This window comes from Candidatus Finniella inopinata (assembly GCF_004210305.1).
In the GTDB taxonomy this organism is placed as follows: domain Bacteria; phylum Pseudomonadota; class Alphaproteobacteria; order Paracaedibacterales; family CAIULA01; genus Finniella; species Finniella inopinata_A.
The window spans coordinates 332,567-347,346 of the sequence record NZ_SCFB01000004.1 but is presented as its reverse complement, the minus strand read 5'-3'; the positions used below and the strand labels follow the sequence as shown (position 1 = coordinate 347,346).

The window sequence follows — 14,780 nt, the reverse complement described above, 5'->3', positions numbered from 1 at the left end:
TCATTAACGTAAGGTATTTTAGTAAACCTTATCTTAAGGTAAGTTGCAATCAGGAATTTTGTCTCAACTCGTCTGCCTCAAAAAAATCAAAAGATCCGTATGATCTTTACCAGTAACCGGTGTTGAATGGGGCTAATTGAATAACCGCGATTAGCTCCGTTTACAGGTGAAGTATCCATACGTGGCTGCACTTTTTTGATGAATGAATAATTGTATTCTCCACCAATAAGAAGATTCTGGCTTAGTTTATAGTAAGCTCCCGCCCCGGGTGCAAAGCCGACCAGCGAAACAGAATATGTCTGATAGCCGGGGGTTTGAAACGTCAAGTTGGAATATTTTAGTGTGAATTTATTCTTTTCAATGCCAAGTTTTGCATAGACAAGCACTTTTGGATTCAGCGCCATTCCTGCAAAGATGGCAAAACTATACTTATAAGGCTCTCGAATGCTAACCTGACCTTCTACGGGACCTCCCTCAACCCTTAGGGTTTTGGTAGCATTCAACCCTGTGATGCTAAAACCAAGTTCGCCGCCCAAAACAAATTTTGAATCCGCCAGATAATGCATATATCCACCTTGCAAACCCGCAATGTAAGACAGGTTGCTAAGTTCCACAGAACCTTGCTGAGGGGTTGCATTGGTGTAGACGTGTTTACCTTTTAAAAGTACGGCCCCTAAGTTGCCGCCAAGATATAATCCCTGGAAGCGAGCATAGGCGGACCCAGTTACGGCCGCTACAAAAATAAAAACAAAAAAGCTAAGTTTATACAGTTTAGTAAACATGGCGACCAATTATTTAAGATTTTAGCTTAAACTAACCAATCATCATGTTGTGGTCAATGCCATAAAAGGGTAGGTTTGCAAACACCACTTGACAACAATTTTTTGGTTTTTATATTTTTTTGTTAGCTTGTGAAATTGACTAGACTTTGCCTAAAAAAATAGTTAATAATGTTCATATGATGCCGGCTTAGCTCAGTTGGTAGAGCAACTGATTTGTAATCAGTAGGTCGCGAGTTCGAATCCTGCAGCCGGCACCATTCTTTCCAAGGGTTTCAGAGATTTTACCGAGTACTAAAAAATCTCATTCTTCCACAGTTCTACCGCCTGTCTTATTTAGCACAGAACAAACTTTCTTAGTAGAATGTGACCCCTTCATATGTAAAAATTCCTTGCGTAAAAATTACCCATATCATTTCTGGCCGTTATCCATTAAAAAAGCATCCCAACTTAATAAAATTTTATTTAAATCTTGAGGATGCAAATCATGATGATAAATAACAAAATGCCAGCTATGGAAATAACAAAAAAAGGGAAAATCCCAAGGGTCCTATTGAATCTTTTGAGTCCTATTTTTATCCTTCAAGACCTCTCATTCTCCATCTTCTTCTTTTCCCGGACAGGCTTTGAGCCTCTTTTCGTTTTAGAAGATTTATAAGAAAAATTAACGTCTAAGTTAACTGTTATGAGAGGATTCATTTTATGTGTGTATTAAGTCCTATCGGCAAGCTTCGATTTACTGATTGTTTTAGAAAAGTCTTATATGACTTGTATGGAGAAGAAGAATCCAAAATCTATTGGTTTTTTCAAAAAAAACGTCATTATATTTTGGATGTGGGTGCTGATGAGGTTGGGTATGACCTCTACTATTATTATATTCAAGAAGCTATTTTAAGGTTTGAGAGGTTATGCCTCGCTCATAAGGACGATATCCATCTTTATGAGATTATTTTCAAACAATCAGGCGACGAAGTGATTCAGCTTACATGGCCTCAATTTTTTGGCAAGCGCATGGAATTCTATAGGAATGATGGTCAGCGATTTAATGCCGAGTATAAACCTATGAGCGTTTTATGCGTGAGCGCGAATTTTATCTCGTGCCTTTCCAATAAAAGGGTATCCTTGTTTGCAGAAGATTTCACGCTCAATGACTTTGCCCTTAAATTTGATGTGATGTATAAGGACATGAAAAGACGAAACTATCGTTTGACCCCTGATATTACGGTTAAGGAGTTCTACAGGGATATTATTAAACCTTTATATCCTACTCTTAGTCTCAATGAGCAGAATCTTCTTTGGAAATTTTTCATGTTGAGAGAATCTCTTGTTGAGACTAAAACTGGATCGAGTTTGATTGGCCTAGAAGCCCACTCTCTAAAGTTGCCTGTCCCACAAGCAGTAAGACAGGCGATTACATAACAAGCTTATTATTACTATCAGCAATGTCGTTAGGATGTAAAGCCGTCCTAACGGCTTTTTTGTCATCGTCCATGACATTCCTTGTTTTTTGGCCACGTTCCTAATGTTTCTGGGGGGTAAAGCTGAGGGTTTGGGGTGGGTTGGCAAAAGTTCCTATTCTTTTTCTTCTCAAATGTCAATACCCTGCGTTTCATGACGTAAAAAATATTTTCATCTTCCGCGTCATGACGTGCATTTTTTTACAAAGAAATTAACTTAATTGATCTGAATTTGAACGGCGCTGTTTTGCTCTCAAAACCGCAGATTACCTTATGTTTTGGTTTTTTGTCTTAAAAGGCTCAAGAGGAGAGAAAATGGAAAAATATTTCAATGAGGATGTTGCTTACATTATCTTCACGCAATAGTCAAGATGCTTCGTTCCATGACGATCAACCATTTTGAGATGGGGTGAGTCATGACGGTCATCTTCATTTATGGTCATTTTTGTCTCCGCGTCATGACGGCCGTGATCTAGAAATCTTTATCGTCATGACGTTCTTTTTCTCTCTCTAAGAATAGCCCAAAGTTTGTTCAATTTTCTCTGACTCCTTCGGTATTGAAGCCCGCAGAATCATTGCATTTTAGGTGCTATGAGGGTCGAAACCAAAGGTCAAAGCTTCCTTATAATATTCTAAAATCAATGTCAACACCTCGCGTTTCATGACGTTAAGATTTTTTTGGCAGTGACCGTCATGACGACGCCTCCATTTTGGAGAGGATTTTTCATTTTCGTCATGACGAATGAGGCTGCAATTTTTTTATCGTCATGGAACGCAAAAGTTTCTTTTTGTGTTTTTTAAGGCTTTCATAAACCCATCAACCAGCCTTTGCGGGCTTTTAATTGAGAAAGGATATCCATGATGGCAAAAAAATTTATCAACGCAGACGGTCTGACTTCTAAGACACGGGTCGCTCCAGAATTAGAAGCAGGGGACGAGGAATTCTATTACACCACCCAGGAACTGAGCGGTCTTTTAGGCGTTGCTCCTAGCACCTTAAGCGCCTATCGATGTGCTGGCGTGGGTCCTAAATTCATTGTTTTTGGTCATCGGACGCTTCGGTATGCCCGAAGTGATATACAGGCCTACATGAAGGATAGAGCGCGTCAATCGACCTCTGAAGAAGGCCCCTTAATGCCTGCTTTTAATAACCGCCGCTAGATAAGGAATACTTTATGTCGCTGCATCTTAAAAAACCAACCCTTGAGCATGATGACCTGAGTTTTTTTAAAACTCTTTATCACACATCGGTGAAAGACATCATGGAGATGGATGCTCTCAAAATCCAAAGCCTGATGACAAGAACCGAAGCCCTGAGCCGCTGGCTCGAAGGGATTCACAAACTGGCCCACACTTTAAATATGAAAGGACACTAAACAATGACTCTACCAAGCCAACACCCCTATCCCTTCCTTTGCGTAGATGATGATGAACCCGCCTTTGAGGTTCTGCTTTCCAAGAATTTGAAGAAATTATTCGGGCTTGATCAAAAAGAGATGGACATGTTTATGACGGACACAGGCCTTTTTCCGATGTGTTTTATGGGCATTGGAGACGTCTTTGCAGAATCGGAAGAGGAAGGAAACTAAATCATGACGTTACCTATTTTATCGGCTGATCAACGCCTAGCAGAACAACGCGGGATCAAAGGCTGTATCTTTGGCAAATCCGGCATTGGCAAGACAACATTGTTATGGACACTACCCCAGGAGAAAACCCTCTTTGTTGATTTAGAGGCGGGTGATCTAGCTGTAGAAGGGTGGAAAGGCCATACCTTACGCCCTCGAACCTGGACAGAGTGCCGTGACTATGCCGTGTTTATAGGCGGTCCCAATCCCTCTTTACGGGATGAGCAACCCTATAGCCAAAAGCACTTTGATGGAGTTTGTGAGCTCTTTGGCAACCCTGAGTCTTTGAACCGTTACGACACTGTGTTTATCGACTCCATCACTGTGGCAGCGCGTCTGTGCTTTCAATGGTGCAAGGGTGAACCCCAAGCGTTTAGCGAAAAAAATGGTAAACCGGATACCCGAGGAGCCTACGGTTTGCAGGGGCAAGAAATGATCGCCTGGCTGACTCATCTCCAACATACCCGTAATAAGAACGTTTGGTTTGTCGGCATTTTGGATGAAAAGACGGATGACTTTAACCGCCGCCTTTATCAGCCCCAGATTGAGGGCAGCAAAACGGGCTTAGAGTTACCCGGTATTGTGGATCAAGTCATCACCATGGCTGACGTCACAGCGACCGAAGGGATCAAAGACAGCAAGTTCTATCGCGTGTTTGTCTGCCAAACCTTAAATCCCTACGGCTATCCCGCCAAGGATCGATCGGGACGCCTAGAGCTTCTGGAAGAACCCCATTTGGGGAGACTCATGGAGAAGATTCGCAAACCCCTCACCAATCGATCCGCAACCCTAACCTTTCCGATTCCACAACCTTCTAAACCCCACCAACAAGGAGCATAAATGATGACTTATAACAATACGACGAACATGTCCCATACCTATAATGGCCTTGATCATAATGGCCTGGATTATAACGATGCCAAACCCCAAGGCGTCTTTGATGTCATTCCCAAAGGAACTGTAGCTCGGGTCATCATGACTATTAGACCTGGGGGATATGATGATCCTCAGAGAAACTATACTGGTGGCTGGGCAACCCTTAATCCAAACACCGGTTCTATTTACCTATCGTGTGAATACAGCGTTTTAGAACAAGGAGAGTATTACGGTCAAAGAATCTGGGGGTTTATTGGTCTGCACAGCCCCAAGAGCGATGTCTGGGCCACCATGGGACGCTCAATGATTCGAGGGATTTTAGATTCCGCTCGAGGGTTTTCTTCCAAGGATGAGTCCATAGGCGCTAAAGCTGCCAGAAAGATTAAGGGTTTTGGCGATTTGAATGGCATTGAGTTTGTGGCCCGCATTGATGTGGAGAAAGACAAAGATACCGATGAGCTTCGCAATGTGATCAAGGCGGCCGTGACCAAAGACCAAAAGGATTATGCGGGTCATGACTCAGGCTATTATGCCGGGACGTCATCCTCAACAGCCTCTTGGGCTCGGTAAGGAGGGGTTGAGACGATGTTACTCAGACCCAGGCAAAAAGAATTGGTGGATCGGGCTGTTGAAGCTTTACAAACGCATGGTAACACGCTGGCCGTTGCTCCCACAGGGGCTGGAAAGACGATCATGTTGTCAGCTGCGATTGGAGCGTTATGCAAATCCACAACGGCTAAAACCGATTGGGTTAAGACCTGTGTGATTGCCCACCGGCATGAATTAATTTTACAAAACCAAGATAAGTTTTGTCGGGTCAATCCTCATCTCTCCACCAGTATTTTTAATGCTTGGGAAAAATCATGGCAAGGGGACACCACCTTTGCCATGGTTCAAACCTTGTCTCGGTATAAGAATTTGATAACCATGCCGCCCTTGGATTTGTTGGTTATTGATGAAGCTCACCATGCGCGGGCTGATACGTATGTTCGTGTCGTGGACTATGCCAAATCTTTAAACCCTAACATAAAACTGTTGGGTGTCACCGCGACCCCTAACCGAGGTGACAAAAGGGGTTTAGGAACGTTATTCAACAATGTCTGTGACCAAATCTTCTTTAAGGATCTTATGGATTCTGGAGACCTGGTCAGACCTCGAACCTTTGTGATGGACCAAGACGCTTTGGAAAAATTCCAAGACGTCAAGAAAGTCGAAGATGGTGAGTTTGATATGGTTGCCGCGGCTGGGCTTATGGACACCAAACCTCAGAATAAGGCTGTGGTGGCTCACTGGAAAAAGAAAGCTGGCGATCGGCAAACCGTAGTGTTTTGCTCAACCGTGGATCATGCCTTGCATATCTATCACGCCTTTACCCGAGCACATATTAAAACTGTGCTCATCCATGGGAAAATGGATAAAGACGAACGTGAGGAAGCTCTACGCCTCTATACCAGCGGACAAGCCCAAGTCATTGTGAATGTCTCGATCTTAACCGAAGGCTGGGACCATCCACCGACGTCTTGTATCGTGTTGCTTCGCCCTTGTGCCCATCAGGCCACTTTTATCCAAATGGTGGGTCGAGGTCTTCGTCCTGTTAACCCTGAAGAGTATCCGGGGGTTCAGAAAACCGATTGTATAGTCTTGGATTTTGGCAATGCCACGCTGATCCATGGCAAGCTCGAACAAACGGTTATCTTGGAAGATCGCCAAACAGAGGAAGAGAAAGAAGCCGCCTATCAGAGACATTTTCCCCAAGTTTGTCCTGAATGTAAGGAGCGGGTTGTTTCTCTTGAGCCGGAATGTCCTAAATGTGGTTATAAAGCCCCGGAACCTGAACCGAAAGAGCATCAGGAAGGCTCTTTAAAGGCAGACGAATTTAGTATGAGGGAAGTCACTCTCTTAGAACAGTCTGCGTTTTCATGGATTTCTTTGGACGATGATCAACAAACCTTGATGGCAGGTGGCCTTGAGGCCTGGAGCCGTGTGGTGTTTAGAGACGGCCAGTGGCATGCGATTGGGGGTCTTCATAAAGAAAAAACCTATCTTTTGACCACAGGAGACAAAATGAGTTGTTTAGCCGCGGCCGATGATTGGATGGACCAACAAGAAACCGATGATCGTGCTCATAAAACGAGAAGTTGGTTAACTCTTCCTCCTACACCCAACCAACTTCGGCATTTGCCTGAGCACGATAACGACTACGACATGACCCGTTATCAAGCAGCCCTATTGATAACCCTAAAACGCAAGAACGACGAAATCGAAACGGTCCTAACCCAAGGAGGTTCGTTATGATGCCCCACAAAATCCCTAACAAAACACAGATAGCCTTGGAATTCGCGTTAACGCTGATCCAAGGAACGACTGATTTTTATCAGGAGGACCTCTTCAAGAATGCCTCCCCCCAACTCGAACCTAAGGATTGTCTTTGTATGCCTGTTACCCATGATTTTAATGCCGTTTCGTCAACGGGAGACACGCCCAGCGACACAATTAACAAGCTGATTGACGACGCTTTGCAACAAGACCATGCCTTAAAACTCGGTCGTGACTATCTGGGAGCATCGCGATTAGGAGAGCCTTGTGCTCGGGCTTTGCAATATGACTACACCCAAACATCTCGTGATAAGCCCTTTACAGGCCAAACATTACGGATCTTTGAGATGGGCCATATGCTTGAAAAGAGGACGTGGCAGTGGTTGCAGGGCGCTGGTTTTGTCATTGACACACATGATCCTGCCACGGGAGAGGTTTATGGCTTCTCGGCTGCACAAGGACAGCTACAAGGGCATGTGGATGGAATTATGTGGCAGGTTCCAGAAAGTCTAGAGCCAGCGATCAAAGTGCCTGCCATTTGGGAATGCAAGTCCTTGAATGCCAAATCCTGGAAACACCTGGTCGACAAAGGGGTAAAGGTTTCTAAGCCTGTCTACGCCGTTCAAATCGCTTTGTATCAAGCCTATATGGAAGAACTGATCCCGGGCGTTTCGCAGAACCCAGCTCTTTTAACGGCGGTGAATAAGGATACCTCAGAAATCTACCATGAGTTCGTGCCTTTTGACGCTGCGCTGGCTCAAACGGCCAGCGATCGAGCTGTTCATATTCTACGGGCCACCCAAGCTGGAGAAACCTTGCCCCGTATCTCCCAGGATCCTGATTCTTTTTATTGTCGTTTTTGTGACTGGCAGAACACCTGCTGGAAGGAGATTGTCTAATGCAGCCCCCTCTGACCGTGATGACCAATCCCAACTGGCTGGATTTTAATGATGCAGCTCCTCAAAGCTTTATCGTCCCCAACCATGAGCAAAAGCTGAGTGTTGAGATGCTCAAACAGCGCCTGCATAATCAACTCACCACCGTCTTGGTTCATTTGTTTCCTTATGGCAGAATTAGGCAACCACACTTCGTTATTGGCAATGTCCAAGGTGACGCTGGCGAGAGTTTAAAGGTTGAGCTGACAGGGCCTAAAATCGGCATGTGGCATGATTTTGCCACCGGAGAAGGGGGTGATATTCTCTCCTTATGGGGAGCTGCCAAGGGATGGGATCATCGTCACGAATTCCCAGAAATTGTGAGTTCCATTCATGAATGGTTGGGAATGCCTCTGGGAATGGATACATATTCTCCAGGCAACACCCTTCAGCCACCTTATCAACCACCTCTATCTCAGACAACCTCTGGATCATATGAAGAATTAGGGGCCCCGACCGACAGCTGGAAGTATGAAGATGCTAAGGGGAATCTGCTGGCGTGTGTCTATCGGTATGACACCCCTAAAGGCAAACAGTTCCGACCTTGGGATGTCAAAACACGGGCCTTTAAAACGCCAGATCCTCGCCCTTTGTACAATCAACGAGGCATGATCAATTCAGAAACGGTTATTGTCGTCGAAGGCGAGAAATGTGCGCAAACGTTGATTGATTTAGGTATCTGTGCCACCACAGCCATGAATGGGGCCAAGGCGCCATTAGATAAAACGGATTGGTCGCCTTTACACGGCAAACACATGATCATCTGGCCTGATCATGATACAGTGGGTCAAGAGTATGCTGACAGGCTTGTAATCAAACTCAAAACATTAGGGATTACTTCTCTCTCAAAAGTAGTCATCCCTGACGACAAACCTGAGTCGTGGGATGCAGCCGATGCCTTTGAGGAAGGGGTGGACATTGACGCGTTGTTACAAGCTCAGACACAACCGATTGACCTTACAATCGCCAATACTGAAGAAACGCTGCCTTCAGCGACTGCCGGTGAAGTGATGACAGACAGAACACCCTCCCCACAAGATTGGATAGCCCCGCGTATTTTGACGCCTGGCGGTTTATTGGTACTGGGAGGTGCTCCTAAGGTGGGTAAAACAGACATGATTCTCAGCTGGCTAGCTCATATGGCCGCTGGTTTGCCGTTCCTGGGTATGATCCCTCCCAGACCCTTAAAGATCTTTTATCTGCAAACGGAAATTATGCGTCCTTACTTAAGAGAAAGGTTACAAAACCTAAAGTTTGATCCCAATTTCCTACCACTTCTCCACAAAAATTTGGTTGTCACGTTTCAAGTGCGACTGTTGTTGAATGAAGATGGTGTTAACAAGGTTTATGAGACGGTGAAACGCTTCTTTAAGCCAGAAGAAGTAGACATTTTAGTCATCGACCCGTTGCGCAATGTTTATGATGCGGGTAAATCAGGCAGTGAAAACGACAATATGGCGATGTTGGCTTTCTTACAAGATCGGGTAGAAAAACTCCGGGCCATGCTAAACCCGACTATGGGCGTTATTTTAACGCACCATACCAAGAAAGTGACCAAAGCGATGGTGGAAGAAGATCCTTTCCAGGCTTTAAGCGGAGCGGGCAGCTTACGAAGCTTTTATACCACGGGCATGCTGTTGTTTAAAGCGGATGAAAAGCAAAGTGTGCGGAACCTGATGTTTGAGTTGCGCAATGGGGAAGCTATTCAGGCAAAGCTCGTGGATAAAATTGATGGCACTTGGCAGGAGATGTCATTCAACTGCGAGAGAATTGTCCAAAAAGAATATGGCGCTAAACTGGATGCTGAACGTCATCGTCGCCACGATGTGATCTTGCAGTTAATATTTGATGAGGCCCGTGAGGGACGTTTGTATACACCAGCCCAGTTTAGAGAGGCTTTTGAGGGGCATGCAGGCCTTGGGGGTGAGAGAACCATTCATAATCGTTTGAGTGTTTTAGCAACCAAAGGCTACATCAAGTTCAACAAGGATAAGGCGATTGCCATGGGCATCAAAAGCAAGTATGGCATCATGTGCGTAGAAGACATGGAAATACCAACGAACATGGAAGAAGTAGACATTGATACAGGGGAAGTGCTGCCTATTATGCAACCTGTGCTACCTACCCACTTTAAGGAGAGTCAGAGCGGGGCCATTCTGCCCGTGGAAAATCCTGACGTGTGGGTTTATTTGGACTGATGTGTAGTCATCTTCAAAATAAGAGCTCTGAGTGTTATTCTCGTACGTAAAAAATTCCTACGATGAAAATACGGATATGAAAGCTCATTCCATTAATTTATAGGTTTGCGTGGTAATCGGGTGTGATTATATGTTCTGTACTTTACATCTGCCTGATATTTTATATCAACGCAAAAAAATAAAGGATTAAAAAATGAAGAAAAGTAATAAAATGTTAGCGATTTTAGGATGCTGTGCTGTCCTATCATCTCATGGTTTTTCTTCTGAGTGTAACTGGGCTAAGGATGAGGACTTGTCAGGAGGAAAACTTCTTTCCTCTGTCTTTAGAATTCCCAACTCTCTAATCGCAAGCTTAAGGAGAGATTTAGCAGAAGGATTTGCTGAAAGGAAAGCACGTAAAGCAATTAATAGGCTAAGCGAATCTTTCTCTTATTTTTGTGAAAGGGGGTCAAGTGAAACAGTCTTACTGAATCTCTCTAATAACAGTTTATTAGATTATGATATTGCTTATTTACCCTCAGTCATTATATCAAAATCCAGCCTCTTGAAATTAGATCTTTCTTCGAATGGCATTACTCCTATAGGGGCAAAACACATTCTGCATTGGTTGATAGATCAAAGATATTTTTTCGATATTATCTCACCTGCTAGCCACAATCAGACTTTGGCAGAAATTGACTTAAGAGGAAATAAAATTCCGACTATTTGCAACAAAGAATTAGATCAATTGGTTGTTAAAGTAAACAAAAGCCGAGATTTAATGAAAAGTCCAAAATTTGTATTAAGGTTAGACCGTTAAATATTTGATGGGTTGATAGACCATTTATCATTGGCCTTGATGGATCAGTGACAAACCTGTTGCATCCGGGCCCACTCCAGTAAAGCCAGTGCATCCGCTTCATTGTCATCCTGGGGTTGATAACCTTTGGCTCTAACGGATGCCAGCACTTCCTGTTTGCTGGCATTGCCTTTACCGGTGGCGTGGTGCTTAATGGTGCCAACGCTAACACCCTGATACGGAATAGATTCCTTTTCGCACCAAGCTGTTAAGGTGGCTAAGAATCCCCCGTAGGCATGCGCGGCATCGACACCTAAATGCCGTCTAACTTCCTCAAAATAGACTTCTGCAAGGTTACCTCCCGCTAAGGCTTTCATCTCGTCTAGCCAGCGACAGAAGCGAAGATAGCGCATGCCACCCCCTTGATACCGATCGTTCTTGAAGCTCAGGGTTCCGCTGGCTATGATGCCATCATGATGCAACAACGACCAACCTGTTTGGGTACCAAGATCGAGGGCTAAAAGGGTTGTCATAATGTTTCCTTTTTTACTTACGCGCTGGCGATTATTTATTTACCTATCATACCCTATACTTGTAGGGATGTCCACAAGGAAAACTGCGGATTTGAAGGTACATCGCCGCTATGCCCGTTTAATTGCACGCACAGCGGTTTTAGGGGTCGAGGATCACTCACCTATGGAATTTCCGATCAAAGCCATCACAGCCTCAAATTTGGGGCATTAAAGACGATGTTTAGTCATGATGCAAATCCCAGTTTGCAAAATCGGTCCAATTTTACCACATCGTCGCTAGGGTCGTTTAATCGCTCAGCCACGAGTTTTGGGGGTTGAGGTCTACTCTCCGGTATGGAATTTCGGGGCAAAGGCATTACAGGCTCAAATTTGGGGCATTGGCGAGGGTTCTTGTTCGTGAATCTTTCCCCATCCAGACAACAACGGCTGGTCAAATCGTTTTTTGGTTCAGCTAGGGGATGGATCGTGGGGTGGTGGTTTTGGGTTCCTTGACCCCCTCTGAATCAAACTGTCGCACCAACACCACACCACCCCTCCCCAGGATGGTATTATATAAAACCCCCTAGGGGGTTTATATATAATAACCCTCCGGGAGTGGGGGATATTTAGCAAAATCTAGGTTAGTGCCATTCTGAAAGCCGCAGAAAACAAAGGGTGGCACAGGATGGCAACAGAATGCAAATCCATAATCTCCGTTTTGCCATTCTGGAGCAAAAACTTCCAGAACCCATAAAATATAAGGATTCCAGGATGGCAAGACACTAGTCACCCCAACGGCATGACGAAAGGTGGATATGTCTAAAAAATAGGCATAAAGGCATTGGGGTGGAGGTGAGGTTAAAATAGGCTTAACACAAGGAGCCACAAGGCTTTGAGGCGGTTTTGAGGGGATGGTAAACCTTGACTTTTCCCACGAAATAGCCCACCATGGGCCCTGTTAATGTTGTTTTTAGCAAGGATGGTTCAGCAGATGACTTTTATGCCTGGAAAGAGCGGAAATCCTCATGGTCGGCCGAAGCGCATCGATCCTTTATCCCAACGATTACAAGCGTTTTACAACAAACATCAAGCGGATATCGACAAAGTCGGTGAAGTAGCCTTGAAGAAGGCTGTGGTTGAAGGCGAACCTTGGGCCGTTAAGCTTTGCATGGAGTACTTCTACCCCAAGCCAGGAAAAACAGTGGCTATCAGCAAGGAGGAGACGAGCTCAGTCAATCTGAGCATCCATTCTTTCACTCAATCCTTGAGCTTTGAGGATAAGCGCGAGTTCCTTCGGATGTGGACGAAGAGTAAAAGGGGCACGCCAGCGTTTAGATCTGTAGTCGAGGGTGATTGTGTGACGGTGGAAGAGGATGTCTTCAAGGGGGATAAAGAGGGCTGATTGGTAACATTGTGGTAGAATCCGATCATTTGCCTGCTTTAGTCTGTTGTTTCATAAGGCCTTTGGGAGATAGAGCGTCTGCTCGTACATCAGAAGGTCGTCGCGTTATCGATCATCAATCCAATGAAAATATGGCTTTACAAGTATCTAAGTATATGGATGATATGCTAAAAGTATTGAATACTTCCATTTATTGATTTTTTTTTTGGACCCTGGGGGGCAGGGGTGAGGGGTATTCAATTCACCAACCCCCATACCCCCCTTGAGGTTAATGGCAGGCACGGTTTGTCCTTGTTTTTGGACGCGTTTCTTAAAACACGTTTCCTTGAAAAAATCCCCCAAAAATGCTAGGATTTTCCTAGGTTCCAGCTGATTTTTAACCCCCCCCCTTTGGATGTGTTTTGTATGCTTAATTCTCAGGCAGCGGATAAGGTCGCTGAGACCCTGTTCAAACAGTTTGCTTTTTACCAACCTACCCCAAAACAGTTGGCGTTTCATGAGGCCGGCCTTCTAGCCTCCGAGCGATTGTTTCTAGGGGGTAACCGGACCGGTAAGACCAACGCTGTGTGTATGGAAATGGCCATGCACCTCACAGGTGTCTATCCCGACTGGTGGACAGGCTATCGGTATCGGCGACCCATCCAAGCCATCTCGGCTTCTATCAGCCTAAAGGACACCCGGGATATCTTACAAAAGAAACTGTTTGTGGGTGACATTGATGGCTCCATGCCACCCATCTTGCATGAAAGCTACATTGTGGAGAAGACCCACACGACGATTGCCGGCGCTTGGGATATGGTCAAGATTCAGCATATTTCTGGGGGCGTGTCTGAATTAAAGTTTAAAGCTTTCCAACAGGGCGAATCGTCTTTCCAAGGGGTGAAGGCCGACTTTATCCATCTGGATGAGGTGCCCAACTTTAAGGTCTATCAAGAAGCCCTGGTGCGGACCACGTCCTTTGATCACGAGAAAACCTTCCTCGTGTGCTCTATGTGGCCAGAGAGGGGCAAAGATGATCTCATCTCCCACTTTCTGGACTATGCCCCTGAAGGAGAAATTAGAAACGGTCGCTTTTACATTATGGCCAGCTGGGCTGACAACCCCTACCTCAAGGAAGAAGAACGGGAACGTCTTCGCCAATCCGTGCCAGCGTGGCAATTAGAAGCCCGCGAACATGGCATCCCGGTGTTTGGTCAAGGTAAAGTCTTTACCATGAAAGAATCCCAGATCTTTGTGGACCCCTTTGAGATTCCCAAACACTTCGCTTTTGTGTATGGGCTTGACCCCTCTTCGTCGTCAGGTGGCACCTGGGGATCCGTCCTTCTGGCCCATGACCGAGATCATGACATTCTTTACGCTGTCGCTGATTACAAGCTCAGCAATGCGACGCCCACAGAACATGCCTCTAATCTGTCTCGGATCATTCCTGACTGGTGTACTGGTATGGTGGATCCAGCAGGCGCTGGCGAGAACATGCACACCAAAGAAAAGACAATTGATTTCCTACAAAACCGTTCAGGGTTGCGCCTGCTCAAAGCGTATAAAGCCAACAACACCAAAGAAGCCATGATTGATGAAATCTATGAACGGGTCCGAGGCGATCGTTTTAAGATTTTCTCAGGCACAAAGGGAATCGGCTGCTGTCATCTGGTGACCGAGTGGCGGCAATACGCTAGGGATGATAATGGTTTGATCCTCAAAAAGAACGACCACTGCATCGATGCGCTCTTTTATGCCTTGAACGGCTTGGCGTATGCTCGCACTGAAACCCAGTTTGCTCAAGAAAGAAGTCCCCGCTGGCAAGAGGCAGGATACCTATAAACCAGTCCTTTACAAAAGCTCCAAAAATACCCTAAATCACCCGCTGATATAGGTTTCAAATGTTGACTGCGTGATGTA

The 14,780-nt window shown here is 45.1% G+C and carries 15 protein-coding genes and 1 tRNA gene; 14 read left to right on the top strand and 2 right to left on the bottom strand.

Annotation, left to right across the window (positions count from 1 at the left end; all coding sequences use genetic code 11):
- Positions 1–86 precede the first annotated feature (86 nt).
- Positions 87–782: an outer membrane protein gene (locus EQU50_RS03490; protein WP_130153755.1), complete on the bottom strand. Its 696-nt coding sequence runs from the start codon at positions 780–782 to the stop codon at positions 87–89.
- A 181-nt stretch (positions 783–963) separates the two neighbouring features.
- On the opposite strand from EQU50_RS03490, the gene EQU50_RS03485 reads away from it, so the two are divergent.
- The 11 genes from EQU50_RS03485 (at position 964) to EQU50_RS03435 (ending at position 10,988) form a co-directional block, all read left to right on the top strand.
- Positions 964–1,039, top strand: a tRNA-Thr gene (locus EQU50_RS03485).
- A gap of 442 nt (positions 1,040–1,481) precedes the next feature.
- Positions 1,482–2,198, top strand: a complete 717-nt coding sequence (locus tag EQU50_RS03480; protein WP_130153754.1) for a hypothetical protein — start codon at positions 1,482–1,484, stop codon at positions 2,196–2,198.
- 896 nt (positions 2,199–3,094) lie between these two features.
- Positions 3,095–3,397, top strand: a complete 303-nt coding sequence (locus tag EQU50_RS03475) for a helix-turn-helix transcriptional regulator (RefSeq protein WP_130153753.1) — start codon at positions 3,095–3,097, stop codon at positions 3,395–3,397.
- Between the two features lie 14 nt (positions 3,398–3,411).
- The gene (locus EQU50_RS03470; protein WP_130153752.1) at positions 3,412–3,612 is read left to right on the top strand and encodes a hypothetical protein; all 201 of its coding nucleotides are present in this window, start codon (positions 3,412–3,414) and stop codon (positions 3,610–3,612) included.
- A 3-nt stretch (positions 3,613–3,615) separates the two neighbouring features.
- Positions 3,616–3,825, top strand: coding sequence for a hypothetical protein (locus tag EQU50_RS03465; protein WP_130153751.1), 210 nt, complete (start codon positions 3,616–3,618; stop codon positions 3,823–3,825).
- 3 nt (positions 3,826–3,828) lie between these two features.
- On the top strand, positions 3,829–4,704 hold the full coding sequence (locus EQU50_RS03460) for an ATP-binding protein (RefSeq protein WP_130153750.1): 876 nt from the start codon (positions 3,829–3,831) through the stop codon (positions 4,702–4,704).
- Positions 4,705–5,310, top strand: coding sequence for a hypothetical protein (locus EQU50_RS03455; protein ID WP_130153749.1), 606 nt, complete (start codon positions 4,705–4,707; stop codon positions 5,308–5,310).
- A 15-nt stretch (positions 5,311–5,325) separates the two neighbouring features.
- Positions 5,326–7,035 (top strand): DEAD/DEAH box helicase, encoded by a 1,710-nt coding sequence (locus EQU50_RS03450; RefSeq protein ID WP_130153748.1) that lies wholly within the window; start codon positions 5,326–5,328, stop codon positions 7,033–7,035.
- Positions 7,032–7,955 carry a hypothetical protein gene (locus EQU50_RS03445; RefSeq protein ID WP_242508815.1) on the top strand — a complete coding sequence of 308 codons (924 nt, stop codon included), beginning with the start codon at positions 7,032–7,034 and terminating at the stop codon, positions 7,953–7,955. Before EQU50_RS03450 ends, EQU50_RS03445 begins: the two co-directional genes overlap by 4 nt.
- Complete coding sequence (locus EQU50_RS03440; protein ID WP_207216301.1) at positions 7,955–10,189, top strand: AAA family ATPase; 2,235 nt, start codon at positions 7,955–7,957, stop codon at positions 10,187–10,189. The genes EQU50_RS03445 and EQU50_RS03440 overlap by 1 nt, the downstream gene beginning before the upstream one ends.
- A gap of 193 nt (positions 10,190–10,382) precedes the next feature.
- Complete coding sequence (locus EQU50_RS03435) at positions 10,383–10,988, top strand: hypothetical protein (RefSeq protein ID WP_130153747.1); 606 nt, start codon at positions 10,383–10,385, stop codon at positions 10,986–10,988.
- 44 nt (positions 10,989–11,032) lie between these two features.
- Here the strand turns inward: EQU50_RS03435 and EQU50_RS03430 are convergent, their stop codons facing one another.
- Positions 11,033–11,503: a crossover junction endodeoxyribonuclease RuvC gene (locus EQU50_RS03430; RefSeq protein WP_130153746.1), complete on the bottom strand. Its 471-nt coding sequence runs from the start codon at positions 11,501–11,503 to the stop codon at positions 11,033–11,035.
- Between EQU50_RS03430 and EQU50_RS03425 the strand changes: the two genes are divergently transcribed.
- From EQU50_RS03425 to EQU50_RS03415, 3 genes are all read left to right on the top strand, one after another.
- Positions 11,502–11,711 (top strand): hypothetical protein, encoded by a 210-nt coding sequence (locus EQU50_RS03425; RefSeq protein ID WP_130153745.1) that lies wholly within the window; start codon positions 11,502–11,504, stop codon positions 11,709–11,711. The genes EQU50_RS03430 and EQU50_RS03425 overlap by 2 nt on opposite strands.
- Before the next feature lie 729 nt (positions 11,712–12,440).
- On the top strand, positions 12,441–12,881 hold the full coding sequence (locus tag EQU50_RS03420; protein ID WP_130153744.1) for a DUF5681 domain-containing protein: 441 nt from the start codon (positions 12,441–12,443) through the stop codon (positions 12,879–12,881).
- 405 nt (positions 12,882–13,286) lie between these two features.
- On the top strand, positions 13,287–14,702 hold the full coding sequence (locus EQU50_RS03415) for a terminase large subunit domain-containing protein (RefSeq protein WP_130153743.1): 1,416 nt from the start codon (positions 13,287–13,289) through the stop codon (positions 14,700–14,702).
- Positions 14,703–14,780: the final 78 nt, after the last annotated feature.

Coding starts and splice junctions, on each gene's coding strand:
- EQU50_RS03480 (WP_130153754.1), top strand. CDS start 1,482: ATGTGTGTATTAAGTCCTATCGGCAAGCTTCGATTTACTGATTGTTTT.
- EQU50_RS03450 (WP_130153748.1), top strand. CDS start 5,326: ATGTTACTCAGACCCAGGCAAAAAGAATTGGTGGATCGGGCTGTTGAA.
- EQU50_RS03420 (WP_130153744.1), top strand. CDS start 12,441: ATGTTGTTTTTAGCAAGGATGGTTCAGCAGATGACTTTTATGCCTGGA.
- EQU50_RS03415 (WP_130153743.1), top strand. CDS start 13,287: ATGCTTAATTCTCAGGCAGCGGATAAGGTCGCTGAGACCCTGTTCAAA.
- EQU50_RS03455 (WP_130153749.1), top strand. CDS start 4,705: ATGATGACTTATAACAATACGACGAACATGTCCCATACCTATAATGGC.
- EQU50_RS03460 (WP_130153750.1), top strand. CDS start 3,829: ATGACGTTACCTATTTTATCGGCTGATCAACGCCTAGCAGAACAACGC.
- EQU50_RS03425 (WP_130153745.1), top strand. CDS start 11,502: ATGTTTCCTTTTTTACTTACGCGCTGGCGATTATTTATTTACCTATCA.
- EQU50_RS03445 (WP_242508815.1), top strand. CDS start 7,032: ATGATGCCCCACAAAATCCCTAACAAAACACAGATAGCCTTGGAATTC.
- EQU50_RS03435 (WP_130153747.1), top strand. CDS start 10,383: ATGAAGAAAAGTAATAAAATGTTAGCGATTTTAGGATGCTGTGCTGTC.
- EQU50_RS03475 (WP_130153753.1), top strand. CDS start 3,095: ATGATGGCAAAAAAATTTATCAACGCAGACGGTCTGACTTCTAAGACA.
- EQU50_RS03470 (WP_130153752.1), top strand. CDS start 3,412: ATGTCGCTGCATCTTAAAAAACCAACCCTTGAGCATGATGACCTGAGT.
- EQU50_RS03440 (WP_207216301.1), top strand. CDS start 7,955: ATGCAGCCCCCTCTGACCGTGATGACCAATCCCAACTGGCTGGATTTT.
- EQU50_RS03465 (WP_130153751.1), top strand. CDS start 3,616: ATGACTCTACCAAGCCAACACCCCTATCCCTTCCTTTGCGTAGATGAT.
- EQU50_RS03490 (WP_130153755.1), bottom strand. CDS start 782: ATGTTTACTAAACTGTATAAACTTAGCTTTTTTGTTTTTATTTTTGTA.